Source organism: Candidatus Poriferisodalis multihospitum (assembly GCF_028283155.1).
Lineage (GTDB): Bacteria > Actinomycetota > Acidimicrobiia > Acidimicrobiales > Poriferisodalaceae > Poriferisodalis > Poriferisodalis multihospitum.
On sequence record NZ_JAPYOK010000033.1, the window covers coordinates 21,945 to 47,856 of the forward strand.

18 protein-coding genes and 2 pseudogenes are annotated in these 25,912 nt (G+C 66.5%); 6 read left to right on the forward strand and 14 right to left on the reverse strand.

Annotated elements, in window-relative coordinates:
- Positions 1-22 precede the first annotated feature (22 nt).
- The 6 genes from VI480_RS02630 to VI480_RS02655 form a co-directional block, all read right to left on the reverse strand.
- Positions 23-847 carry an ABC transporter permease gene (locus VI480_RS02630; RefSeq protein ID WP_323671262.1) on the reverse strand — a complete coding sequence of 275 codons (825 nt, stop codon included), beginning with the start codon at positions 845-847 and terminating at the stop codon, positions 23-25.
- Positions 840-2,003: an ABC transporter permease gene (locus VI480_RS02635; RefSeq protein ID WP_323671263.1), complete on the reverse strand. Its 1,164-nt coding sequence runs from the start codon at positions 2,001-2,003 to the stop codon at positions 840-842. The genes VI480_RS02630 and VI480_RS02635 overlap by 8 nt, the downstream gene beginning before the upstream one ends.
- Positions 2,004-2,135: 132 nt before the next feature.
- A complete protein-coding gene (locus tag VI480_RS02640; RefSeq protein WP_323671264.1) occupies positions 2,136-3,680 on the reverse strand; it encodes an ABC transporter ATP-binding protein in 1,545 nt (514 codons plus the stop codon).
- A 28-nt stretch (positions 3,681-3,708) separates the two neighbouring features.
- Entirely contained in the window at positions 3,709-4,803 is a 1,095-nt protein-coding gene (locus VI480_RS02645; RefSeq protein ID WP_323671265.1) for a BMP family ABC transporter substrate-binding protein, read from the reverse strand.
- Positions 4,804-4,963: 160 nt separating this feature from the next.
- A complete protein-coding gene (locus VI480_RS02650) occupies positions 4,964-5,950 on the reverse strand; it encodes a hypothetical protein (RefSeq protein WP_323671266.1) in 987 nt (328 codons plus the stop codon).
- 25 nt (positions 5,951-5,975) lie between these two features.
- Complete coding sequence (locus VI480_RS02655; protein WP_323671267.1) at positions 5,976-7,919, reverse strand: primary-amine oxidase; 1,944 nt, start codon at positions 7,917-7,919, stop codon at positions 5,976-5,978.
- A gap of 123 nt (positions 7,920-8,042) precedes the next feature.
- On the opposite strand from VI480_RS02655, the gene VI480_RS02660 reads away from it, so the two are divergent.
- Positions 8,043-9,659, forward strand: coding sequence for an alpha-amylase family glycosyl hydrolase (locus VI480_RS02660; protein WP_323671268.1), 1,617 nt, complete (start codon positions 8,043-8,045; stop codon positions 9,657-9,659).
- A 15-nt stretch (positions 9,660-9,674) separates the two neighbouring features.
- Here VI480_RS02660 and VI480_RS02665 read toward each other — a convergent pair whose 3' ends face one another.
- The gene (locus tag VI480_RS02665; protein WP_323671269.1) at positions 9,675-10,895 is read right to left on the reverse strand and encodes a hypothetical protein; all 1,221 of its coding nucleotides are present in this window, start codon (positions 10,893-10,895) and stop codon (positions 9,675-9,677) included.
- Positions 10,896-10,979: 84 nt separating this feature from the next.
- On the opposite strand from VI480_RS02665, the gene guaB reads away from it, so the two are divergent.
- Positions 10,980-12,494: an IMP dehydrogenase gene (guaB, locus tag VI480_RS02670; protein ID WP_323671270.1), complete on the forward strand. Its 1,515-nt coding sequence runs from the start codon at positions 10,980-10,982 to the stop codon at positions 12,492-12,494.
- A 164-nt stretch (positions 12,495-12,658) separates the two neighbouring features.
- Here the strand turns inward: guaB and VI480_RS02675 are convergent, their stop codons facing one another.
- The 6 genes and pseudogenes from VI480_RS02675 to VI480_RS02695 form a co-directional block, all read right to left on the reverse strand.
- Positions 12,659-13,456, reverse strand: a complete 798-nt coding sequence (locus VI480_RS02675) for a hypothetical protein (RefSeq protein ID WP_323671271.1) — start codon at positions 13,454-13,456, stop codon at positions 12,659-12,661.
- Between the two features lie 141 nt (positions 13,457-13,597).
- A pseudogene (locus VI480_RS15515) lies at positions 13,598-13,819 on the reverse strand (DNA methyltransferase); the annotation flags it as partial.
- Between the two features lie 4 nt (positions 13,820-13,823).
- The gene (locus VI480_RS02680; RefSeq protein WP_323671272.1) at positions 13,824-15,140 is read right to left on the reverse strand and encodes a hypothetical protein; all 1,317 of its coding nucleotides are present in this window, start codon (positions 15,138-15,140) and stop codon (positions 13,824-13,826) included.
- 3 nt (positions 15,141-15,143) lie between these two features.
- Complete coding sequence (locus VI480_RS02685) at positions 15,144-16,982, reverse strand: helicase HerA domain-containing protein (RefSeq protein ID WP_323671273.1); 1,839 nt, start codon at positions 16,980-16,982, stop codon at positions 15,144-15,146.
- A gap of 596 nt (positions 16,983-17,578) precedes the next feature.
- A pseudogene (locus tag VI480_RS02690) lies at positions 17,579-19,690 on the reverse strand (DEAD/DEAH box helicase); the annotation flags it as partial.
- Positions 19,691-19,738: 48 nt separating this feature from the next.
- Positions 19,739-20,755: an NAD(P)-dependent oxidoreductase gene (locus tag VI480_RS02695; RefSeq protein ID WP_323671275.1), complete on the reverse strand. Its 1,017-nt coding sequence runs from the start codon at positions 20,753-20,755 to the stop codon at positions 19,739-19,741.
- 107 nt (positions 20,756-20,862) lie between these two features.
- On the opposite strand from VI480_RS02695, the gene VI480_RS02700 reads away from it, so the two are divergent.
- From VI480_RS02700 to VI480_RS02715, 4 genes are read left to right on the forward strand one after another with little or no spacing between them, the layout of a single operon-like run.
- Positions 20,863-22,155, forward strand: a complete 1,293-nt coding sequence (locus tag VI480_RS02700; protein WP_323671276.1) for a cytochrome P450 — start codon at positions 20,863-20,865, stop codon at positions 22,153-22,155.
- 52 nt (positions 22,156-22,207) lie between these two features.
- A complete protein-coding gene (locus VI480_RS02705) occupies positions 22,208-22,891 on the forward strand; it encodes a response regulator transcription factor (protein WP_323671277.1) in 684 nt (227 codons plus the stop codon).
- A gap of 23 nt (positions 22,892-22,914) precedes the next feature.
- Entirely contained in the window at positions 22,915-24,267 is a 1,353-nt protein-coding gene (locus tag VI480_RS02710) for an ATP-binding protein (RefSeq protein WP_323671278.1), read from the forward strand.
- A 55-nt stretch (positions 24,268-24,322) separates the two neighbouring features.
- Positions 24,323-25,165, forward strand: coding sequence for an SMP-30/gluconolactonase/LRE family protein (locus tag VI480_RS02715; protein ID WP_323671279.1), 843 nt, complete (start codon positions 24,323-24,325; stop codon positions 25,163-25,165).
- Positions 25,166-25,266: 101 nt separating this feature from the next.
- Here the strand turns inward: VI480_RS02715 and VI480_RS02720 are convergent, their stop codons facing one another.
- On the reverse strand, positions 25,267-25,809 hold the full coding sequence (locus tag VI480_RS02720) for a hypothetical protein (protein WP_323671280.1): 543 nt from the start codon (positions 25,807-25,809) through the stop codon (positions 25,267-25,269).
- Between the last annotated feature and the right edge of the window lie 103 nt (positions 25,810-25,912).

Genomic DNA, 25,912 nt, shown 5'->3' on the forward strand with positions numbered 1-25,912 from the left:
CGGTGCTCAGGCGTCGGGGCTGTCATTCGGATCGTTCAGGGTCTCGAGGCTGGACGGCGCGAGGTTCGAAGCGAACTTGGACATGTTGTCGGACAGGGCGCTGATGAGTTGCTCCACGAACTGCGGCGACATGTTGATGCGTTGCACGACAACGCCTCGCCACAGCGATCCAGCCGCGGCCGGCGATGAGGCCCTCGGTCCAGCCCGCTGCCATGTAGAGCGACAGGAAGGCACCGGCGGCGCCGGCGAATGCGCCCCCGACCAGCACCGCTCCCGAGCGCAGGAGGGTCACCGAATGGCCCACCGAGTCCGTGGTGGAAGCCGACTCGCCGACCGCCCGCAACGCCAGGCCCAGCCGGGTTCGATTCAGCACGAACCAGGCTGCAACGCCCAGGAGGCCCGCGAGATACACCACCGGTGGCTGGTTGAACAGGATCGGGCCGACCCAGCGGATGTCGGCGAGTCCGGCGATGCCGAGATCGGTGAACACGGCATCGGCACGCTCACGGACGGCGTCCTGACCGATGAAGGCGGCGAACCCAAGACCGCCGATGGTGATCGCCAAGCCGGACACCACTTGACCGGCGCCCATCACCACGCTCACCAGGGCGTGAACGCCTGCAACCGCCATGCCCACGAGGGCAGCGAATGCGAAGCCGATCCAGGGCCGGCCGGTGGCCAGCGCCATCATGAATCCGCTGACAGCCCCCATGGCCATCATCCCCTCGACACCGAGGTTCAGCACGCCGGATCGCTCGGCGATGAGCTCGCCCAGCCCGGCCAGGTACACCAGCGTGGCGAACTGGACGGTCGCCACGAGCAGTCCGACGACGGCGGCTTCAGACATCCGATGTCTCTGCGTCGTGGCCGACGGGCCGCACCCACCGGATGCGGTAGTTGAGCAGCACGGCCGCGACCAGCGCGCCGATGAGGATCATGGCCTGAAGGATCGTCGCGATAGAACTCGTGACACCGAGCGTCTGGATGGATTGACCGCCCACCTGCACTGCGCCGAAGACGAAGGCGACTGCCGCCACGCCCGATGGCCGCATCAACGCCAGAGCTGCCACGATGATCCCGGCGAAGCCGTACCCGTTGGACAGGCCGGGATCGAGCCGCGTCGCAGTGCCGGTGAGCTCGACGGCTCCTGCCAGTCCTGCCAAGGCGCCCGACAGCACGAGTGCGGTCAGCACCTTGCGCTGCAGCGAAATGCCCGCATACCGCGCCGTCGCCGGGGATGAACCGGCCATCCGCAGCTCGTAGCCCCAAGCCGTTCTCGACACCGCCAGCCAGAACGCCACCAGCAGCGCAATCGCGATCAGCACACCGATGTGTGCACGTCCGAACAGACCAGGCAGCGAGGCCTGATCGGGCAGCGGCTCGATCAGAGCGAAGCCCTGCGACTCAGGGTCCTTCCACGGCCCCGTCTCGAGCCATTCGACCACCCGGATGGAGACCTCGACGAGCATCAAGGTGGTGATGATCTCGCTGACGCCCAGATATGCCCGGGCAAGCGCCGGGCCCGCCATGAGCACGACACCGCCCACCGCACCGGCGCCGATCATCAGCACGATCAACACGGGACCCGGCAGATCTCCCGCCGTCATGGCCAAGCCGGCCGCAACCGTGGCCCCCGCCATCATCTGACCCTCGGCTCCTATGTTCCACAGGCCCATCGAGCCGGCGACGGCCACCGCCAGACCGGCCAGGGCCAGCGGTGTCGCCCGCAGCAGCGTGCGTGAGATCGAATTGATGCCGCCCAACGACGAGTCGAGCATGCGGCCGTACACCTGGGCCGGGTCGTTGCCGGCTGCCAGCAGCAGCAGGGCTCCCGCGACCAGGGCCACGGCAATGCCGATGACGAAGGCAATGGCCTGGGCAGCCGGCACCACATCGGAGCGTCGCTGCAGCACGGGCCGGATCAGGCCGCGATGCCAGCGAGCTCGCCCGCGTGACACGGTGTGCAGCGGAGCGTGCGTGGGTTCAGGCGTGGGGTCGGTCATGTGCCGCCGCCCCTGAGTTGCGGCTGCGCCATTGGGTCGGCGGCGAATGCAGGCGTGGGGTCGGTCATGTGCCGCCGCCCCTGAGTTGCGGCTGCGCCATTGGGTCGGCGGCGAATGCAGGCGTGGGGTCGGTCATGTGCCGCCGCCTCCGGCCATCGCGGCGCCCACCTCGGCTCGTGTCGTATTTCTGGGATCGAGGCGGGCGGCAATGCGCCCCTCATACATGACAACCAGGCGATCGGACAGCGCGAGCAGCTCGTCGAGATCCTCAGAGATCAGCAAAACCCCGACGCCGGCAGCCCGCTGGGCGACGATCTGCGCCTGAATGGCTGCGATGCCCACCACGTCGAGCCCGCGCGTCGGCTGGGCCGCCAGCAGCACCTTGGGCTCGCCGGTCAGCTCACGTCCGAGCAGCAGTCGCTGGAGGTTGCCGCCCGACAGCACGCCCACTGAGTCGTGCACCCGTCCCACCTGCACGCCGAAACGCTCGATGAGGCGGCGGCAGAAGTCCTCGCAACGACGCAGATCCAGCATCATCCTGCGACGCATCGACCGGTATGACCGCACCACCGCGTTGTCGACCACCGACATGGTGGGCGCCAGGCCCACACCCAGCCGATCCTCGGGGACATAGGCCAGCCCGGCGCGGGATCGAGCCCGGGGGGACGTGCCGGTGACGTCCGTGCCCGCCAGCCGCATCGCTCCCGCCGTGGTGGGGCGCAGACCGGCGATGGCCTCGGCCAGCTCCCGCTGCCCGTTTCCCGAGACGCCTGCGACTCCCACGATCTCGCCTGCCCGTATGTCGATGTCGACCGAATGCAGCGCCGGCAGCCCCCGGTCGCTCATCGCCGAGATGCCCTCCAGATCGAGCACGATGTCGCCGCTGGGCTGATCGGTGGGCCGCTGAATCTGTGCCGCCGCCTCGCCCACCATCATCTCGGCCAGATCCGACCGATCGATGCCCGCGAGACTGCGCGGCTGCGCCACTGTCACCCCGTTGCGCAGCACGGTGGCCTCATCGCACACCGCCAGCACCTCGTCGAGCTTGTGGCTGATGTAGATGACCGAGCGGCCCCGATCAGCCATGGAGCGCAAGGTGAGCCCCAGGTCGGCCGCCTCGGCCGGAGTCAGCACAGCGGTCGGCTCGTCCAGCACCATCACGTCGGCGTCGCGCCACAGCGCCTTCAAGATCTCCACGCGCTGGCGCTCGCCCACCGAGAGCTGCCACACCGGTCGGGACGGGTCGGTCTGCAGCGAATAGGTGGCCGCCAGGTGGGCGACACGCTCGACGATCTGGCCCATGTCCAGGTAGCGAGGTGCCGAGCCCAGCACCACGTTCTCGAACACCGTGAGCGAAGGCACCAGGCGGAACTCCTGGTGGACCATGCCGATCCCAGCGGCGATCGCATCTGCGGGCGAGTGGAACTGTTGTTGGGTGCCGTGCACCCAGATCTCGCCGGCGTCGGGCAGGTAGACGCCGCCCAGCACATTGACCAGCGAGGTCTTGCCGGCGCCGTTCTCGCCGAGCAGCGCATGGATGGTGCCCGCCCGCACGGTGAGGTTCGCGCCGTCGCAGGCGACTGTTCCAGGGAACTCCTTGCGGATGCCGCGCAGGTCGACGACTACGGCACCGTCACCAGAACCGGGGGATACAGCAGGGTCCCCCGGTTCCGGCATCGGTTTGAGTGGTGTTCGATCAGTCGGATCAGGGGCTGGCGTCACCCACGACGCCTTCGACGAACCAGTCCATGCCGAGCATCGGGCCGTCGTCCATGGTCTCGCCTGCGGCTACCCGGACGTTGCCGTCCTGGTCGCGGATCTCGCCGGTGAACACGTCCCATTCGCCTTCGCGGATCTGCTCGGCGACATCGCTGATCTGGCTGGCGACGTCAGAGGGCACGTCGTCTGCCAGCGGCGCCAGGTCGACGATGCCGTCGTCCATGCCGCCCCAGTAGGCGCCCGGTGAGTAGGTGCCTGCAGCGACCGCCTCGATGATCTCGGCGTAGCGCGGACCCCAGTTCCACACCGGTGCGGTGATGAATGCGTCGGGTGCGAAGTCGCGCATGTCGGAGTTGTAGGCGACCCAGCGGGCGCCGGCATCCTGCGCGGCCACGCCTGCGGCTGTCGAGTCCTGGTGCATGGCGATCACGTCGGCGCCGGCTTCCAGCAGCGCCTTGGCTGAGTCGCCCTCAACCGCAGGGTCGAACCAGGTGAAGGTCCAGATGACGTGCACCTCAGCCGACGGGTTGGTCTCGCGCACGCCGAGGGTGAAGGCGTTGATGCCGCGGATCACCTCGGGAATCGGGAACGCTGCGACGTAGCCCAGCTGCCCGCTCTCGGTCATGGCGCCGGCCGCCATGCCCGACAGGTAGCGCGGCTGGTACATGCGCCCGAAGAAGTTGCCGAAGTTGGTGTCGTTCATCTTGAAGCCCGAGGCGTGCTCGAACACCACATCGGGGTATTCGTCAGCCAGTTCGAGCATCGGGTCCATGTAGCCGAACGATGTGCCGAAGATGACGTCCGCGTCCTCGTTCTCGATGAAGTCGACGGCCACCGCCTTGAAGTCCTCGGCGTTCTCCGGGACGCTCTCCACGAACAGCGTTGTGGCCCCGGTCTGGTTCTCCGCGTACTGGCGGCCTTGGTCGTGCGCCCAGTTCCAGCCGGCATCGCCGACCGGGCCCACCAGCACGAATGCCGCCGTTACGTCCTCAGGGTCGTCGCTGTCGCCGCCGCAGGCCGCTCCCAGCAGCGCCACGCCGGCTAGGGCAATGGCAAGTCGTGTCAGAGTCCTCGAACGCATGATCTCCCTCTCCGTTCGCGCCCGCGAGGCAAATCTCGGAGCAGCAACTATCGAGCCTAATCTTGCCCATCTGGGCCCGCAGCCACCGCCCGCAGGCGCCCCTGGCCGGTTCAGAAGGGGTTGAGTTCGAGGCCGAGGAGGTGACGGCCCAACTGGTGGGTCACCCGGTCTTGGTGCACATTGATGTGCACCGGCATGGCTCGGAAGTCGCGGTAGCGGCGGTCGAAGGCGCCGCCCTCGCGCAGCGCGGTCCTCCGGCTGCGTCGGCGGCCTCGGCCAGCGCTCGACGCACCAGGCCCACCGCCATGAACGAGAGCCACAGGTCGGAGATGCCCACCCAGTCCTCGCGGTAGCGGTGATGCACCACTGGCACCGTGCGCAGCGACTCTGCCCGGTTGGCGCCGAACCAGGCCACGCAGTCGCTGAGCTTCACCGGCACGTCGGTGTAGTGGACGTCGTCGGTAGCAGAGGCCCGCAGCCCGGCGCCGTCCCACGACGGATCGATCTTCATGCCCTCTGTGGTGGTGGGCAGGATGGTGAAGCGGATGTCCATGGGCCTCACCGGCTTGCCGTCGTCGCCGGTGATCGCAAAGGCCACCCCGCAGTAGTCGGCGTAGCGGGCACCGGTGCCCCAGCGGCCGGTGCCGTTCAGGATGGCCTGGTCGCCCTCGACGCGGCCGTACACAGAACTGCGGGCGCCGCCGGGGAACGACACCCACTGGCCGTTGGTCACGACGTGGGTGAGGAAGTCCTGCTGTTCGGGGCCGACCGAACCGACGAACAGGTGGAACACGCACAGGTGGTTCCACAGGCACCACGCCAGACTCGGGCAGCGGGCTGCCACCGCTTCGAGCTCGCGGCCCATGTGCAGCATCGTCTCCTCGACGCCGCCGATGTTGCGGGTGGCCGACATGCGCATGAAGTCGGTGCCGCGGATGGCCTCGATGACCTCCGACGAGACGGACCGGGTCCGGTCCGCCGTCTCCGCTTGTGCCTCGATGGCATCCAGGAACGGGGCGATCCGCAGGCCCTCGGTTGGCGCAGGGGCGAAGTGCTCGACCAGTTCCAGGCCCGACAGCAGGGCGTCGACAGACTCAGCGCTGGTAGCCGTCGGGTTCGGTTCGTCGGCTTCGGGTGCTCCTGCCATGCGGCCACAGTAGGCCGCGACTGGCTCAGGCGCAGTGGCCGTTGGGCGACGGCGGCACGTCCAGCATCGGGTTCCGGTCGAAGAAACCGTCGGGCACCAGCCCGAAGCCAGCGTACTCGGTGGGCATCACGGGGAAGTCCTCGGGCCGGGCGTCGTGGGTGATCCCGAACGTGTGCCACACGGTGATGTCGGTGTCGACCACCGGTCGGTCGCCTGCGGTGTAGCGCTCCAGACCGTCGCCGGCGTTGCGCTGAGTCGGGAACCGCCCGGCGCCGTAGCGCTCGTCGGGACGCGACGGCGACACCCACAGGTTGTGGCGGGCGAAGGTGGCACGCTCGGAATGCGGGCTGTCGTGTGCCGCGAACATCGTGGCTGTGGGCGGCGGCAGCAGCCGGTACGCCGTCGGACGCCCGAGCCGGTTGATGTGGTCTGCGCTCTGGATCTTCCAATACCGGCTGGACGCCGAGTTGACGTTGCGGCGGGCAGCCAACTCGCTCTCGAGCACCGTCTCTCTGGCGGCGAACGCGGTGCCGTGAGGGTTGTCGGGCCCGGGCGGCAGCGCTTCGGTGTTCACCTCAACGACACTGTTGGCGTTGCCGTCAACCGCCATGTCCAAGCGCACGCAGAAGATGTGCTGGTGGATCGGGGCCGACACGTGCGGCGCCACCTGGCGGGCGAACGTCAGGTCGTCGCCCTCCCGATGCGACCGTGTGGTGAGGATGCCGGTCAGCTTCACCTCGTAGCGGATCGTGCCGTCGAGGTAGAAGTACCAGAAGAAGCCGTACTCGTAGTTGCCGACGGTGTGGATGGCGCTCACCACCAGGCGGCGGGAGCGGCGCACCTCGGTGGTGTCGGCGTGCCAGTCGAAGTGCTTCCAGCCGATGCCGAAGTCCTCCTCGTGGATGCAGATGGCGTTCGGCGTCGTCACGACCGAACCGTCGTCGAATACCTGCACGGAGTCGAGATAGGCGATCTCGCCCAGGCAGTCGCAGCCCAATCGCAGCGAGTTGTTCATCAGGCCTAGGCCGAACTCGCCCGAGTCGAGCGCGTGCTTGAACGTCTGCGACGGCCGGGTGTCGCCGTAGGGCACCACCATCTCGGCCAGCGATGCCCGGTCGATGATCGGCCGCACCCGGCCCCCGTCGTCATAGGCGATCCGGTGCAGCACCAAGCCCTCGGTGTCGTCCATCACGACGCGCATCGACCACTTCTGCCATCGCAGCTCGTTGTCGTCCAGGGTGAAGCTGGTGCCCTCGGGCTGGGTGATCTCGATGGGCCGCAGGTCGGTGCGCATCGGACCGAAGTCCTCGGTGACCGCGTCGACGTCATAGTTGCCGCGCTCAGAGGCCACCGGCCACTGGTCGAAATCGGTGACGTGCAGCACTTCGAGCGTGTCCACGTCGACGTGCACCATCAGCCCGTCGAGCGGGTACGCATAGCCGTTGTCGGCCGGGTTCGGGCGCCAGAAGGCGATGCAGCGCTGCACGCGCCGGCCGATCTCGAAGTCGAAGTCGTAATCGCCGGTGGGCCACGGGTCGATCTGCACCTTCGACGGGTCGGTGATGCCGCGCTTGGCCAGTGCGGCGGCGAAGCCCGGGTCTTTCCGGCAGGCGTCCATGACGGCGAACAGTTCCGCCATGCCCACCCGGGGCACCACGCCGGGATGGTGAGTCCACGAGTCCACTTCGCCGCGTGTCACCGACACCACGGCGATGTGCACCTCGCCGTTCTCGTGAATCACCACCTCGAATCGCCGGTCGGTATCGGTGCCGGGGGTCCAGGCGGCGACTTCGGCCTTCGGCGGCTCGGCGATGCAGAAGCCGTGAAAGCGCGCGTCCGCGCCGATGCGCCCGCTGCGTCGCAACACCTCGATGGCGGCGTGGGCCTCCGCTTCGGTCATCATCGAAAGCGGGTGAACCGAGGGCGTGTCGGCTCCCTCGACAGGTGTTTCCAGCAGTGTGTCGGCCATGGGCTCACGCTACGCGGTCGGCTGCGGATACGCGGCCGGGGCGATGAACGTCACTAATCTCGCTCAGTACGGTTCCGCACCCGATTGGCCCAGAGCTGGCCTGACGACTGGGGTCCGCACGTCGTGACCGAGGGGGATCTCCGCAGCCGGGTCGAGCAGCACCTCCAGTTCATCTACCCGGCGTTGAGCGGCGATGGCCTCGTCGACGACGTGCTCTCCACGCTCGGGCTCGACGGCACTGAGGCCGTTGCAGCGGTCGGCCCGCGGTGGGATGAGCACGACGTGGCGGTGATTACCTACGCCGACTCGATCACCGAAGCCGGCAAGGTGCCCATGCAGACCATGCACGAGCTGCTCGACGACCTGACTGGCGACGTCGTGTCGGTCGTGCATGTGCTGCCCTTCTACCCGGCGAGCTCGGACGGGGGATTCGCCATCACTGACCACCGCGCGGTGGACCCGCGGCTAGGAGCCTGGGAAGACATCACCGACTTGAGCGAGACCTACACGGTCATGGCCGACTTGGTCGTGAACCATGTCAGCGCCGATCACCCGTGGATGGAGCAGTTCTGCAGCGCGGAGGAGCCCGGCAGCCGCTACCTGCTCACCGCCGAACCCGAGGATGACCTGTCGAGCGTGGTGCGTCCCCGCACGACGCCGCTGCTGCGTGAAGTCGAGACCCCCGACGGCCCGCGGCTGCTGTGGTGCACGTTCAGCTACGACCAGATCGACCTGGACTTCGCCGAGCCCGAGGTGCTGCTGGACCTGCTGCGCACCGTGGCCCGACTGGTCGACGCGGGCGTGCGGTGGTTCCGGCTGGACGCCATCGCCTATCTCTGGAAAGAGCTCGGGACGTCGTGCGTGAACCTGCCGCAGACGCACGAGTTCGTGAAGCTGCTGCGGACGCTGCTGGACGCACGCTGTCCCGACTCGGTCATCATCACCGAGACCAACGTGCCCCATGACCAGAACGTGGCCTATTGGGGCGACGGCGACGAAGCCCACCTCGTCTACAACTTCAGCCTGCCGCCGCTGGTCGCCCACACGATGCTGTCGGGTTCGTCGGTGGCCATGCAGCAGTGGCTGGCCCAGCTCGAAACGCCGCCTGCGGGAACGTCGTTCTTCAATTTCATCGCCAGCCACGACGGCATCGGGTTGCGCCCGGTGGAGGGACTACTGAGCGCGGCCGAGATCAACCGGCTCATCGCCGCGGCGCACAGCGCCGGCGGCACGCACTCGGAGTTCGACACGCCTGCGGGCCCCAAGGCGTACGAGCTGAACGTGTCGCTGTGGGACCTCTTCGCCGGTGACGGGGATCCGTTGGGCGTGGCGCAGTTCCTTGCCGCGCACACGGTCATGCTGAGCCTCGCCGGCGTTCCCGCGCTCTACGTGCATGCACTGCTGGGCACCCCCAGCTACTGGACGCCGATCAGCGAGCCGCCCCGCATCGTCACCGAGCACGGCCTGCCGCCGGTCGAGCAGAACAAGCGCACCATCAACCGGCGCAAGGTCACCTTGGACGAGGCGGTGGACCTGCTCGGCGCGCAGGACGGGATCAGGCGCAGGACCCTGGTCGAGCTCGTTCACCGCATGCTCATCCGTCGTGCGCAGCCGGCATTCCATCCCGACAGCCCGCAGGTGTCGCTGGATCTGGGCCCGCAGGCACTGGGCGTGATGCGCGGCGATACGCAACGCCGTGAACCCGCCCTTGCCGACAAGCGAGTTGCCCCGCTCGTCTAGGCAACCGCGGGGAACTCAGGCGTTGTCGAGCTCGACGGCGTCGTAGAGCCGCTCGAGCACGTCGGGCACGGCGCTTTGCACCCGCGACCAGTTCGGGATGAACGGCGTGTTCATCGGGTCGTTCAAGAAGTCGTGGCCCGCTTCCATGATCGCAGCAGAGAACACTTCGACCGCAGTTTCTTCCGCGTGCAGGTCGAAGTCGAAGCCGTTGAAGGTGGCGTCGTTGCGGTAATGACTGACGAGGTCGAGTGCGTTGCGGTAGTACACGGCCTTGACGGTGCGGAATGTCTCCGCAGTCAGCGTCATGCCGTCGATGGCGAGTTTTCGATAGATCGCCTTGGCGATGTCGCGGCTCATCTTGTGGAGTCCTGCCTGGGGATCAGCCACCGACAGGTTCTGGTGCTTGTGGTCATACCGGTCGCAGATGTCTACTTGGCAGATCCGGCGTCCTTGGTAGATGCGGTACACCTCCGACAGCACTCCGATTTCGAGTCCCCAGTCGCTGGGAATGCGGATGCTCCGGGTCATGTCGAGCTGCATCGCGAACTCGCCGGCCAGCGGGTAACGAAACGCCGCCAGATAGCGCAGATAGTCGTGGTCTCCCAGAGTTGTGCGAAGCGCTCCCAGCAGCGGAGCAACCAGCAGACGCACGACCCGTCCGTTGATGTTCGCAGTGGGGCCTTCGCCGGCGCGGAAGTAATAGCCCTTCGAGAACGAGTAGCCGAAGGTCGGGTGCAGGATCGGGTAGAGCAGCCGAGCCAGTATTCCCTGGTCGTAGGTCACGATGTCGGCGTCGTGCAGAGCCAGCGTCTCGCAGCGGCCCGACGCCAGGAAATAGCCCAGGCAGTACCAGACGTTGCGCCCCTTGCCCGGTTCGGACGGTGCGAGCACCCGGTCAGCAAGCGTTTCGTCGATGCTGCGCATGCGAGGTCCGTCGTTCCACAGCAGCCGGGTTCGCTGCGGCAGCCGATCGAAGAAACGCTTGGCCTCGGCGAACTCCTGCTCTGAGGCCTGATCGATCCCGACGATGACTTCGTTCAGGTAGCTGATGCGGCTGATCTCATCGACGATGCGGTCGAGGGCCGGCCCGGCGAGCTCGCTGAACAGCGCAGGAATGATGAGCGCTATCGGTCGCCGCTGGGAGTACTCGACGAGTTCGGCGGCGAGGCTGTCGACCGGCCGGTCCGAGAGCCGATGCAGTGTTGCGATCGGTTCGTGCTGTTGGAAATCCGCCACGTCAACCTGCTTTGCGCGGGACATCAGTGAAGCTACTGCGGTCGGGTTCACTGGCTCGCTGGAGGGCGCGCGGTAGGGTGCGCCATGGCCCAGTCACAACCCCCTGCAAAGGGCCGATTTCCCTCTCTGGACAGCAAGTTCACGACCGACGGGCTGACCTTCGACGACGTGCTGCTGGTGCCCGACGCGTCCGACGTGCTGCCCGATGCGGTCGACACGTCGACGCGGTTCACACGCGGCATCACGCTTGCCGTTCCGCTGGTGAGCGCGGCCATGGACACCGTCACCGAGGCGCGTCTCGCCATCGCGATGGCCCGTCACGGCGGCATCGGCGTGATCCACCGCAACCTGTCCGTCGCCGATCAGGCGGCCGAGGTCGACAGGGTGAAGCGCTCCGAGTCGGGCATGATCAACGAGCCCTTCACGCTCGGCCCCGACAACCTGGTGTCCGAAGCCGAGGACCTCATGGCCCGCTTCAAGATCAGCGGCGTGCCGATCACCGATCCGGCGGGCCGGTTGGTCGGGATCCTCACCAACCGCGACCTGCGCTTCGAGACCGATTGGAGCCGTCCGATCCACGAAGTGATGACGTCGGAAGGGCTGGTGACTGCGAGCGCCCCGACCACTCTGGAAGAGGCCCAGGTGGTACTGGCCCGCCACCGCATCGAGAAGCTTCCGATCGTCGACGACGACTTCCGGCTGGTGGGCTTGATCACCGTGAAGGACATCCAGAAGCGCATCCAGTTCCCGAATGCCTCCAAGGACGAGCAGGGCCGTCTGCTGGTCGCCGCCGCAGTCGGCACCGGTCCCGACACCATGGAGCGTGCGGCGGCGCTGGTGGAGCGTGACGTGGATGCCATCGTGGTCGACACTGCACACGGTCACAGCCGCGACGTCATCGAGACAGTCGCGAAGATCAAGGCCAATCACCCTGCCGAGGTGGTGGCGGGCAACGTGGCCACGGCCGATGCGGCTCGTGCGCTCATCGACGCCGGAGCCGATGCGATCAAGGTCGGCATCGGACCTGGCTCGATCTGCACGACCCGGGTGGTGGCCGGGGTGGGGGTGCCGCAGATCTCGGCGGTGTTCGACTGCGCGTCGGAGGCTGCTGCGGCGGGTGTGCCGGTGATCGCGGACGGTGGCATGCAGTTCTCGGGCGATCTCGCCAAAGCGATGGCTGCGGGGGCGCACAGCGCCATGGTGGGCAGCCTGCTGGCGGGCACCGACGAGTCGCCCGGCGAGGTGGTGCTGTACCAAGGCGAGCGCTTCAAGGAGTATCGGGGCATGGGCTCGGTCGGTGCCATGAAGGGCCGCAGCTACTCCAAGGATCGTTACTTCCAGGACGGGCGCGAGGTGGAGGAACTGGTGCCCGAGGGCATCGAGGGGCGGGTGGCCTACAAGGGGCCGCTGGCGGGTGTGCTGCACCAACTCGTCGGCGGTCTGCGCCAGGCGATGGGCTACTGCGGTGCAGCGAGCATCGACGACATGCGGCTGCGCACCAGGTTCGTGCGTGTCACGGCGGCGGCCCTGCGCGAGAGCCACCCCCACGACATCATGATCACCAAAGAGGCGCCCAACTACCGGGCGCCGACTCAGTAGTCACAGGGGCGCCCAACTGCCGGGCGCCGATCTAGCCGGCAGCGAGCTGCTCGAGGCGCTCCCACTCGTCGATGAGGCTGCTGTCGGTGGTGCGCACGGTCTCGCCCAGCCGTCCGCATCGACGGAGTGATTCCGGGGAGCTGGTCTCTACGTTCTTGTGCAGCTCAACTTCTAAGGCGCTGCTTGACACCAGTGAAGCCCTTGCCGTGAGCCCAGTCCGCTCCATAAGCGCCTGGAATGAGAAAGTCGATCTCTTTGGACTTCGTGCCGCCCCGACCATGACCGTTGGAGGTGCCGGCGTGCGATGCGCTGGTCGGTAGCTGTAGCAGGCGGCGATCGGGCCAAACCTCGGTGATGGCTTGCACGCATAGATCAGCCGTACGGCGACGTTGGTCGCTACGGATGAGGATCGTCGCGTCGTCCCGCAGATGGCGTTTGCTCGCTTGAAGCACCGAGGTGATCAGCTCGCTGTACGCCGTCTGGGCGGTGTATTTCGAAGTCTTGCTCCAATCTTGGCGAAAGCTGTGCCCGAGCAGCCACAAGCGAATCCAGTGGTCGTTCCAATAGTCGGTGACCCCCCGGTATGGCGGTGAGGTAATCAGCAGCTGGGCGTCGCAGCGTCGGCGCTTCGGGAGCTCACGACGTGCGTCACCGAGCAGGACCCGGCTGGGCGCTTGGTCGGGCACGCCGTAGCGGTAGCGGCGCCGGATCTTGTCCTCCAGCATCTGGATCGGGTCAATGTCGGGGGGTCGGACCAGACCGTGACGGGTCCACCACTTGACGGCGTATTGGGGCGAATGGGCGATAGTGGGGGCCAAGGTGTTGGATAGCCCGGCTTCGCGTTTGTCTTGCATGTGCAATGCAATGAAGGCCATCAGGGTGCGGTCGACGACCGAGGCTTTCCACTGCAGTTCCCGTCTAGCTGCCTTCAGGAAGGCCCGTACCTGCGGCGCCCATGCCATGGTCTCGAAGCGGCTGCGGCTTCGCCGGTCCGCCGAGCGCCTCGCACTGCCGATGTCGTCGAGCCGGGCAAGCAATCGGGCAGGATCTCGGGCAGGCCGCTGCTTTGTCGCAGCAAATAGCCAAGCGATCGGGTTGATGTCAATTGCGAGAGCTCGACGGCCTAGCACGGTTGCCACGAACGGTGCGTTCCCGCGGCCGCAGAAGGGGTCCAGAACGGTATCGCCGGGCTGCGTGAGGCGAGGGATTGCGTCGTGGAGAAAGTCGCGGGGAAACATGGCGTAGTAGCGGCCGAGTGCGTACCAGCGTGTTGCTGCAGTGCCGTGCTTCCATGTTTCGGAGCCGTCGGCGCAGACACCGTCCATTAGCTCAGCCTGCCAGGCTGCGTATGAGGTCGACACCGGCGCGCAGCGGGATGGATGCCCACCGGTGCGCTCGGCGCAAAGCGAGGAACTGGTCGGTGCCTACACCGAGAGGTGCGGCGGTGGCGATAGCGTCAGCCAGCACGGCTGGCGTCGCCCTGTTCGTCAGCGGTGGCGCGGCCTCAGGCTGAGCCAAGTTGAGCACCAAGCGCTGACCCGCTGCAGTCTTGAGGACGAGCGGGCGGCCGTAGTGCGTCAGTTCGCCCCAAGGTTTGGAGTCATTGGCCTGACCAGCGACGATGTGAGCGCGGATGTAGTCGTTGTCAGGCAGCCAGTAGTGGTTAGTAGGGATGCGACGGTTCGGTTGGGGTGCTCGGTCCAGCTCGTCGGCGTGCCGTACGAACGGGCCAGACTTGACTCCCGATAGAACGAGAAGTTGTGCCCCGGGCCGATCAGCTTCCAGAAGGCTCTGAATCCTGCCGAATTCTGCACGCATGGCATGAGCGAGCACTGCGATCGTGCCGAATGCGGCGAGTTGGCCATCCATAACGAAAGCAGTTCGGGCGAGGGCGTCTAGACCAGCTGCGGACTCGGTTAGGCATCGCAGGCTGTTGGCGAGCGCGAGCATCTCAAGTGTCTGCATGACTCGCATATGGCACTCAAGCGACGAGTGGTTCTCGTCGAACTGCTCATGAATGCGAAGAGCGTCGCTGGTAAGCAACGGCGTCGAACAAGACGGGCAGGCACCCTCGCTGCCGGGGGCTGGTACCGGCAGGCGCGTTGCCTCACAGTCTGGATTAGGGCAACTGGTGATCGTGTGCTCTGTGCCGAGCAATGCGCACAATGTGTCCGCGAAGCTCTCGGTACCCAGTGTGAGCCTCGACAGTAAGTCGTTAAAGCAGCGGCGGAACCACTGCTGTGGGCCAAGTCCGTCGACGGTTCGAGCATTGGTGCCGGGCAGCATCGCACCGACGCTGTGGCCGAGTTCGGTGTCTCGCAGATCACGTGGATTGACGGCCCCGCTCTGAGGCAACCTGTCGAGCTTGTGCAGCTCCTGGAGCTTGATGACGACGACACCGAGCGACACGGCACCTGCATGCGTGTCGGGCAATCGGCCCGGAATGCTGTCGTAGACCTGCGACCCGTCTATGGCGACGAGGTGAGTGCGGCTGCTACCTGGAGGGCACGGAGCGAATGGTGGCCATGGCTCGGCGACAGCGCTGTGGGTGGGCGGGTCCAGACGCTCCCGAAACTCTTCGAATTCGACGCTGTCGACGATCGCGCGGATCGCCGCGAGACCGGCCCGTTCGTCGGGATACGGCACTGTTCAGACCCGTGAACCGTTGCTTTGGGGTTCGGTGCTGGCAGCGTCCGCGGTGTCGGCGGGAGCGCCCTCAAGCTGGAACTTGTTGAGCTGCACAGGCACCGTGTACGCCTGGGACAGCGTGCGGATACGCACGAAACCCTGCTCACTGACCTTGCCGATCTGTTCGGTGAAGTCGGCAAAGTCCATGTATCCAGCGATGACGCGACGCTCATTTTCGGAGTTCAGATACGACAGGACCCAGTTGTCGGTCTCACTGAGAATCTCGGGCATGACTGAACTCGGTGCCTGCGTTGCGAGCACCATGCCAATGTTGAGCTTGCTTCCCTCCTTGGCGGAACGCGCCCACACCGTGGTGAGGTTTTCCTGGGCGTTGGCGCGAGGCAGCAGATTGTGTGCTTCCTCGATGTAGACGATGATGTGCCCCTCGGTCGCGCGATCGGGGTCCTGAGGCTCGGTCGGGTCGAAGTCCACGGCAGCGGAGCGGAAGCGGGCCTGTTGCGCTCGAAACAGATGCCACATCACGCGCTCTGCAGCTGCCTTGTTGTGGTCCGGATCGCCCGCAGATTGGTCGATGATGACCAGCTTGCCGACCTGGAGGTCCTTCACGATCGCTTCTGCAAAATCCTCAGTCGTGTCCGGATCGTGCTGGTCCCGGGCCGTTTGGAACGAGCGAGGACCGTTCTGGTAACGGAAGATGCGCAACAGTGATCGGAACCGTGCATCCGCCCACGAGTCGCCGCTGCTGCTGTTGGAGATGTAGCCCCGCTCGAACTCGCCAAAGCCTCCGTTGCCGTCCTCGAGAAAGTAAGCCAGCGCCTCGAACACGGTCAGCAGCTGCGCCCATGAGATGGAGTTGTTATCGGCCTTGGACCTCCTGAGGATCTCTGCAGCTTGGTGATACTCGTTCTGGTGGTCGCTGCCGACATTGTTGGCAGCTGCTAACGCGGCGATGAGGTCCTCGCTGAACAGCGAGTTTCTGCCGATGCCGCGAATGCTCGGCTTCCACGCTGGAGGCTCAAGACCGGCCGCGTACAGAGCGGTCCTGTATGCCAGCAGAGCGCGCAGATAACGCGTCTGCGCACTCTTGTCGCTCTGAGCCATCCGGTCGACTGACAGGTCGGCGTCCCGGAAAGCGGTGGTGTAGCGCGCCGTCTCGCCCTGCATGATCTCGTTGACGATCTCTTTGCCTGCGAGAAGCTGTTCAAGCGCCGCCTCCACGGCTGTGGTGTCGTCGTCGCTGTTCCACGACCAAGGAAGTTCGTCACCGTAGAAGTTGAGTTTCATGACGACCCGATCGTCGTCCCACTGAACCTTGATCAGGCCATAGGTGGAGACTTCGTTGTCGCGCTCCAAACCCAGAGACTCGTACACGCGGTGAAGGCCCTTGCCATCCTGGAAGTTGTCCTGGGCGTACTCGCCGCTGAGGTCGAATATCAGCTGGCCGATTCGGTGAGCGGGGTTGTGCCCCCGTAATCCGTAGATGCTCTCTGCGACGATCTTGATCCCGTTCGACTTGCCCGATCGCGACATGCCGAAGTAGGCGGTTCGGCGTTTCATGATGTCTGTTGGGTCAGTCGCAAAATCCACGTTCGTAGCGGCCGAGCTCTCGGCAGCAGCGAAGCGAGTCCGGCCGACCGGGACAGCGTTCTTTTCTGTGCCGATGTCGTTGGTGCGATGTTGATGGTTGACGATCAATTCCAATGTCGCAGCGTCCGGCTTCCACGCCATCAGCTCGCTGACTGCGTAGTAGTTGTCGATGTCCTCTGCGAAACGGAGAGTGCCGTCTTCCCTCTCAACAAATGTTCCTAGGACCGAGCACTCGAGGCCGTGCAGCGACATCTTGTCTTTGATCCACGTCGGCATCTTGTCCGACCACGGACCCAAGTTCCCGGTGTCTTCGATGCTCTCCTGACGTGTTTGGTCATTGACCGCTGCGGCAGGCAGACGGGCTTCCTTGCGGATGCGCAGCAGAATGAATCCGTCGTCGCCCTCCGGTTTGGCGGCGGCCAAGAATGAGTTCTGCGGCAGACCTTGGGCCAGTTCGCGGTCATAGTCGAAGACCGCCACTACGGCAGTCGAATACGAGATTGTGTAGACGGAACCGACGCGGGTAGCGCGGTCACGCCAAGACCGGCGGTCGGGCTCGGCGATGCTGTCGATCAACTCCTCCATCATCGAGGAGTCCACGTCCGCGTCGTACTCAGCCATAATCCCGCACCGCCTAGCGCCCGAGTCAGTCCCCTGTGATCACGCAGCGAGCCCGTGGTTGCCCTACCGACGACACAGGGTGATTCGGACGCAGTGTAACCACGTGCCAAACCGCCTAGCCCTGCGACTTTCAGAGAGCCGCCGCGGGCCAAGTATCGGTGTCTGTTGTGTGCAACGCACACACATTGCATCGGGGCCTGTTGAGTTGCGCATCGAGCGTCGGATCATTCGGCAGCCTGGCTCAGTCGCTCCAGCCGTTCCCACTCGTCGATGAGGCTGCTGTCGGTGGTGCGAACGGTCTCACCCAGCCACCGGGTCAGCTCGACGATGTCGTCGGTGCGGCGGTCCTCGGGCACGTTGCGCACGAGCGCCTTGTACGCATCGCTGAGGTAGCGCAGCAGCACCCCTTCGGATCCCTTGATGCCGTAGTGGTTCACGTACTCGCGAAACGTCATCGCTCGCTCGTTCATGTCCCGCGCCACTGATTTCGGCCGCACGTTGTCGTTGCGCAGCCACGGGTGACGGGTCGACCAGGCGTTGAAGCTGTCATAGAGCCAGTCGCGCAGCGGCTTGGGCCACTCGACCTCCTCCAGCCGCTCCATCCGCTCTTCGTACTCCACGCCCTCGGCCTTCATCTCGGCAAGCAGGTCGGTGCGCGCCATGTCTCGTTGGCGTTCCAGCACCACCGTCGGGTTCTCGAGCGTGGCTTCGAGCACGCTCAGCACATCGAGCGGGTAGGTGGGCTCGTCGGGGTCGAGGAATTCGATGGCGTCGAGCGCGAACGGCGACAGCGGCTGGGTCAGGTCGAACTCGGCCTGCAGGTCCACGTTCACCCGCACCAGCCGGTCCAGCTCATCGGGCTCGTCGAGGCGCTCCACCACCTGCGTCTCGACCAGCGAGCGGTAGATGGCGATGGCCCGGCGGATGTGGGTGTGGTTGGCGGCACGGGTCTCGTGGTTGTCGGTGAGCAGCCGGCGCATGGCCGCGCAGCCGTCGCCGGGCCGGTCCAGCACGTTCATCAGCATCGAATGCGACACGTCGAACTGCGAGCGGAGCAGCTCGGGCTGTCCCGATGCCAGCCGGTCGAACGTGTCGGCATTCCAGGGCGCGTAGCCCCGCTTGGGCGGCGACGGGCGACGCACCTTGCGCAGCTTGGCCGGGTCGTCACCGAACTTCTCGCGGGCCTTCTCCAGCGCCATCGCGTACTCCACCTCGTGCTCGGGCGCTTGGCACCACACGAAGCCCTCGTGGTCGAAGCCCCGGCGCCCTGCCCGGCCGGCGATCTGCTGGAAGTCGCGCACCGACAGCACCCGCGTGTCGCGGCCGTCGTACTTGCAGAGCTGGGTGAACACCACGGTGCGGATGGGCACGTTCACGCCGACGCCGAGCGTGTCGGTGCCGCAGATGAGCTTGAGCAGGCCCGCCCCGGCCAGCCGTTCCACCAGCAGCCGGTACTTGGGCAGCATCCCGGCGTGGTGCACGCCGACACCGGCCTTGACGAATCGCTGGATGTCGCGCCCGAACGGCGAGTCGAACCGGAACGTTGCGATCTCGGCAGCCACCTGCGCCTTCTCGTCCTTCGACAGCACATTGAGGCTGGTGAGGGCCTGCGCCCGCTCGGTGGCGGCCTTCTGGGTGAAGTGGACGATGTAGGCGGGCACCCTGCGCAGCTCCAGCAGCTCTTCGAGCGACTGGTGCAGCGTGGTCTCGCGGTACGTGAAGGTGAGCGGCACCGGCCGTTCGGCACCGGTCACCGTGGCGACTGCACGGCCGCTGCGGCGTCGCAGGTCGTCGGCGAAGCGCTGGGCGGGGCCGAGGGTGGCGCTCATCAGGATCATCTGGACGCGGGTCAGCTCCAGCAGCGGCACCTGCCAGGCCCAGCCCCGGTCCCGGTCGGCATAGAAGTGGAACTCGTCCATGACGACGCTGTCGATCGGTGCGTCGGCGCCGTTGCGCAGCGCCAGATTCGCCAGGATCTCCTGCGTGCAGCAGACCACCCGCGCGTCGGGGTTGACGGCGCCGTCACCGGTCACCATCCCGACGTTCGCTGCGCCGAGTTCATCGCAGAGAGCGAAGAACTTCTCCGACACGAGCGCCTTGACCGGGGCCGTGTAGTAGCTGCGCTGACCTCGCGCCACCGCCTCGAAGTGCGCCGCGAGGCCCACCAGCGATTTGCCCGAGCCGGTCGGCGTGGTGATGATGACGTGGTTGCCGCCGAAAATCTCCAGCACGGCGTCTTCCTGCGCCTCGTACAGCTCAAGACCCACCTCGGCGGTGTAGGCCAGGAACCCGTCGAGCAGCGAGTCGGCATCGGGGTCGCCCGGCAGGAATGCCGTCAGCCGTCCCGGCGCCGCAGCGGCGAGGCTCACGTCATGTGCCTGCGGCCATCAGGCGTTGCGGCCGGGCCAGGCCTGCGGGTTGAGCATGTTGGGCGGCTGGGCGCCGTCGAGCGCCGCCATGACCTCGGCGACAGCATGGGTGAAGATGCGACGGCGGCCCGCCACGGTGGCCGAGGCCACGTGCGGGGTGACCACCACGTCGGGGCGACCCAGCAACGGATGGCCTGGCGGCAGCGGTTCAGGTTCGGTCACGTCCAACCCGGCGCCGCGTACCTTGCCCGCGTTCAGAGCTGCCAGCAGGGCGTCCTGGTCGACGAGACCGCCGCGCGACGTGTTCACGAGATAGACGCCGTCGCGCATCGCCGCGAGCAGGTCGGCGTTCACCAGATGGTGCGTGGCCTCGCTGAGCGGCGCATGCACGGACACGACATGCGCACTGGCAACCGCTTCGCTGGGCGTCGCCGCCCGCCGTGCTCCCAGTTCTGCAAAACGCTCGCCGGCGGCATAGGGGTCGTACGCCACGATGTTCATGCCCACAGCTGACATCACCCGTGCCACGTAGCCGCCGATGCGTCCGAGACCCAGCAAGGCCAGGGTCGATCCGGCCAGCTCGAGGTGTCCGTGGCGCGCCCAGTAGTCGCCTTCGGCGGCTTCGAGCCGGAGGGCCGATTCCTTCAATCCCTTGGTGACGGCGAAGATGAGGGCAACGGCCTGTTCAGCGGTCGAGGTCGTCGGTCCGTCGGGCGTGTTGCAAGCAGCGATGCCGAACTCGGTGGCGTCGTCGAGATCGAGATTGTCGAAACCGATCCCCGCACGGGCGATGACCCGCATCTTCGGTGCCTGCTCGTACACGGTGCGGTCGTAGCGGATGGCGGCGCCCACGATGGCGCCCTCGGCTCGATCGATGCCCTCCAGTGGATCGTCTCCTCGCACATCGACAATCTGCGCTCGGCCCTCGAGCAGCTCGCGCTGCAGACGACCGGCGGGCCGGTCGAACCAGACAACTGGCAGCCCGGCTTCCGCGTGGGCGTCAGGGGAATCCGCGTGAGTCGCACCGGTGCTCATGCCGTCAGTATTGCGCCGCAGCTCTGCGACACGGCGAGGCACACCACTACCGTTGGCCCGACGGTGGCCAGCCCGAGCAGGAGCCCAGCGAGCAGGAGCAAGGATTGATGCAGGTCGACGAGGCGGTGATCCACGACACGGAGCGGTACGCCGCAGACGGGTACCCGTGGGCCGAGTGGGACCTGCTGCGCGAAGAGGCCCCCGTCTACTGGTACGTACGCGACAACATCGTCCCGTTCTGGGCAGTGACCCGCTACGAGGACGTGAAGTGGATCTCGGGCCAGAACAAAACCTTCATCAACGGCGGCGGCCGCCTGCGTCTGGCCGATGCCGACCGGGATGCTCGCTTCTGGAACAGGTACCGCCAGCGAGCCATCGAGATCGGCTGGGATCCCGACGAGCCGCCGGATTTCATCTTCAAGGACCGCCCCGACCACTGGGACCTGCGCCGGCTGGTGGTGCCGGAGTTCACCCCGAAAGCGATGCGCAGCAGGTCCGAATCGCTTGAGCGGCACGCTCAGCGCTTCGCGGACGAATTCGTGGCCAAGGTCGCCGAGACCGGCACCGCCGACGTGGTCGAGGACCTGGCGGTGAAGCTGCCGCTGGCGGCGATCTGCGAGATGGTCGGCGTATCGGCCGATGACTGGGAACAGGTGCACGAGTGGACGTCGGCGCTGTTCGACGATCCCGACCTGGAGCGATTCTGCCGGCCGGGCGAGTCCCGTGACGAGATGCGGCGGCGCATGATCCGTGAGTTCGACGCGTGGATCGGCGAGCTGATCCGCCAGCGTCGGCGTGAGGGGACCGACGGCCGCGACCTCGTCAGCATCCTGCTGCGGTCCGAGATCGAGTCGGGCCCGCTCACGCCCCAGCAGCTCGTGGGCTACCTGCGCCTGATGATCGCCGCGGGCAACGAGACCACCCGCAACGCGGCGAGTGGCGGGGTGATCGCCCTGCTCGAACATCGTGACCAGCTCGACCTGCTCAACGAGCGCATCGACGATCCGGAAGCCGTGGAGACTGCCGTCGAGGAGATCCTGCGCTGGACTTCACCGGTGATCCAGTTCGCCCGCACGTGCACCAAAGACACCGAGCTGCGAGGCCAGACGATCAAGGCAGGCGAGCACGTCGGCATCTGGTACCCCTCAGCCAACCGGGACGAGCGCCAGTTCCCCGATCCGTACCGCTTCGACATCCAGCGCACGCCCAACGACCACCTTGCCTTCGGCCACGGCGCCCACTTCTGCCTGGGCGTACACCTGGCGCGCTGGGAGCTGCGCGCCTTCTTCCGGGTGGTGGCGCCCCTGCTGGACGGCCTGCAGCTCGACGGTGAGCAGTCGCGCATAGCGCACCTGCACGTCGGCCCGATCAAGCACCAGATGGTCGCCCCTCGCGCTTGACCCGCCTGCAGATTCTGGGCAAATTCACAGGAACGGCTGCGACACTGACGTCGTGGCGCCCCGGTCTTTGCTCGTCGTGGATGACGAAGAAAACCTGCGCGTCATGCTGTCGGCCGCGCTGCGCCACTACGGCTTTGAGGTAATGGAGGCGGTTAATGGCCGCGAAGCGCTAGCGGCAATCGCCGAGCAGCGTCCCGATCTCGTCGTGCTCGACATCACGATTCCCCGGCCCGATGGGCTCGAGGTGCTCCGAAGCCTGCGGGCGCACGATGACCCCACGCCGGTGCTGCTGCTCAGCGCCAGGGATGACGTGAGCGATCGCGTCCGCGGTCTGTCGCTCGGCGCTGACGACTATCTCCCCAAGCCGTTCAACCTTGAAGAGCTGATCGCCCGGATCGAGTCCATCTTCCGCCGCATCGCACCCAAGAACGGGACTCGTCATCTCGAACTCGATGACCTCGTCGTGGATCTCGATGCGTGCACGGTCCAGCGTGCGGGCGAAGACATCTCGCTGTCGCCGACCGAGTTCCGCCTGCTGGTGTGCCTGATGTCGAACGCCGGCCGGGTGCTGTCAAAGGCCCAGTTGCTGGAGCACGTGTGGGAGTACGACTTCGGGGGCCGAGCCAGCGTCGCCGAGACCTACATCAGCTATCTGCGACGCAAGATCGAGATCGGCGGCCCGAAGCTGATCCACACCATTCGGGGATTCGGGTACGTCATGCGAGTGGAGCAGTGAGGAGCCTCACGCTCCGGGCGCGGGTGATCAGCGCGCTCCTCGTCATCGGTGCCGCGGTCACGGCCTTGGGCGTCGCAATGCTGGTGCTGCTGCGAGTCGGGCTCGTCTCGCAGTTCGACGATGAGCTGCGCGATGTGGCCGGCCACAGCCCCGCCGACTTCGAAGACGACCATCTCGAACACGTTCACAGCAGCCACTTCTCGGAGCCCTTCGAGGCGCTGCTGAGCACCGACGGGCAACTTGCAGAGATCTCCGATTCGGCAGGCGTCGCACTCGGCGAAGAGATCGAGCAAGGTCTGGCGGACATCAGGGCTGCCGAAGTTGGCGTGCCGTTCACGCTGGAAGGAAGCGATGGGCGTTATCGCGTTTTGGTGACGGAGACCGACGGAGGCCACTTGATCCGTGCGCTCCCGCTGGGGGGCGTTGGCGAGATCGTGTCGTGGCTGAGATGGGTCGGGCTCGCAGGCTTGGCCGCGGCGGCCCTCGTCCTGGGGGCGCTGGGCTGGTGGGTGATCCGTCTGGGGGTACGACCGCTCAAGGACACGACAGCATCGGCCTGGGGTCTCGGAGCTGGCGATCTGAGTGTGCGCCTGCCGGAGCAGGACGGGTCACGAACGGAGGCCGCCGAGCTGGCGCGGGCCTTCAACGCGATGGCCAGCTCGATCGAGCATGCCGCGGAGCGCCGTGAAGCGGCCGAGCGTGAGCTGCGGCGCTTCATCGCTGATGCGTCCCACGAGCTGCGCACTCCGCTCACGACGATTCGGGGCTTCAACGAACTGCACCGCATCGGCGCGCTTTCCGACCCTGAAGCGCGGGCCGATGCGCTGCGGCGTACCGAGCAGGAGGCCGAACGCATGGCTCGTCTGATCGACGACATGCGCGACCTCGCATTGCTCGACCAGGAAGCCTCGTTGACCCGACGAACCGTGGATCTCATCGCACTGGCTCGGGATCTCATCACCGACGTTTGGGCGACCGAGCCTGATCGAGATCTGCGACTCGAGGCACCCAACGAACTGGTCGTGCTCGGGGACGCCGATCGCCTTCATCAAGCACTCGGCAACATCGTCCGCAACGCCGTTGCCCACACCGACGAGCAGGCCGCGGTCGCGCTCCGGATCGGCGAAGAAGGCGCCGAGGCCGTGGTGGTCGTAGCGGACACCGGCAGCGGCATCGACCCAGCCGACTTGCCTCGGCTGACCGAGCGCTTCTACCGCGTCGACCCTGCCCGGACCAGAGCTCACGGAGGCAGCGGGCTCGGGCTCGCCATCGCCGAATCGGTCGTGATCCGCCACGAGGGCACTCTGACGATCGAAAGCGAGCTGGGCATCGGTACGACGGTGACGATGCGCCTGCCGCTTCGCTCGTTCTCCTAGGCGTCGTCTCGCCGCTCGCCGAGCCTTGACATACCGTGGGTTAGCGTCGGCGGCCATGACGACGACTGACGTGGTGGTGACGGGGCTGAGGTTCGGGGAAGGGCCGCGCTGGCGCGACGGCAAGCTGTGGTATTCCGACTTCTACCGACACGGCATCTTCACAGTGACTCCTGGTGGTCATGAAGAACTTGTTCACACCGTGCCAACGCAGCCGTCGGGGCTGGGCTGGCTGCCTGACGGTGACCTGCTGTTCGTCTCGATGCTGGACCGCCAGCTTCGCCGGCTGGACGCGGACGGGAACGAGTCGTTGCACGCCGACCTGTCCGGCATCGCCGGCGGGCCGTGCAATGACATGGTGGTGGCCGCCGACGGCACGGCGTACGTCGGCAACTTCGGTTTCGACGACAGCGTGGGAGAGACATTCGCGCAGGCCACGCTCGCCATCGTGAGCCCGGACGGCACGGCCCGGCCGGGTCCTGACGGATTCGACTTTCCCAATGGCACGGTCATCGACCCCGACGGGCGCCACATGGTCATCGCCGAGAGCTACGGACGCCGGATGACGGCGTTCGACATTGACCCTGACGGCTCGCTGAGCGGCCGGAGAATCTTCGCGGATCTGGGAGAGCGGGTGCCTGACGGCATCTGCGGGGACGAAGCCGGCGGCATCTGGGTGGCGGACCCGCTCAATGCGAGCTGTTTCCGGGTCGTCGACGGCGGCGAGGTGACCGAGGTCATTGAGCTCGAGCTGAACTGCTTCGCCTGCATGCTCGGCGATGATGACCGCCGAACGCTGTACATGGTCACCGCGCCCACCTCCCGCCCGCCAGCCGACTCGCCTGCGCTCGGCCGCATAGAGCGCGTCCGGGTCGATATTCCGGGTGCCGGAATGCCCTAGAGACACGCGCAGAATCTGGGCGCGCGAAAGCGGGTCAGCGAGGCGGGGAATCTCGCTGACCCGCTTGTCTGGCCGGTCAGATGCCGGTCGGCCGTTCCTCCCTAGTGGTGGCCGTGACCGTCGTCGTGGTCGCTGTCATCGCCGTCGAGTTCGTGCCCGTCGTGGCCTTCAGTACCGGGCTCTTCTTCGTGGCCGTCGTGCAGCGGGTCGTCGTCGTGCTCATCGCCGTCGTGTCCGCAGTTGTCGTCGGCGTCGCCGCCGTCGAGTTCGTGCCCGTCGTGGCCTTCGGTGCCGGGTTCCTCTTCGTGGCCGTCGTGCAGCGGATCATCCGCGTGCTCGTGGTCGCACTCGTCGTCGTGCTCGTGGTCGCTGTCATCGCCGTCGAGTTCGTGCCCGTCGTGGCCTTCAGTACCGGGCTCTTCTTCGTGGCCGTCGTGCAGCGGGTCGTCGTCGTGCATCTGGCCCTGCTGCAGGTCGATGCTCGTGCCTGACGCCTGTGCAGATGCCGCTCCGGCGCTGAAAGTGAATGCCGCAGCAACGCTCAGCACCGTGGCAAGCGTCCAGGCCAGCAGCGACCATCGCCGCCCGCGTGGCGACCGATGTCGTTCGACCGCCTCGCTGAGGCCGTGGGGTCGGGTGATCATTGTTGGCTGAGGTGTTTCTGACTCTTCGCGACAGTTTGCCGGTTGTTTCAAGCAGCATCGGCGTGCTGGCGGTGGTGTCTGGTTGGTCATGGTAGTGGTCGGT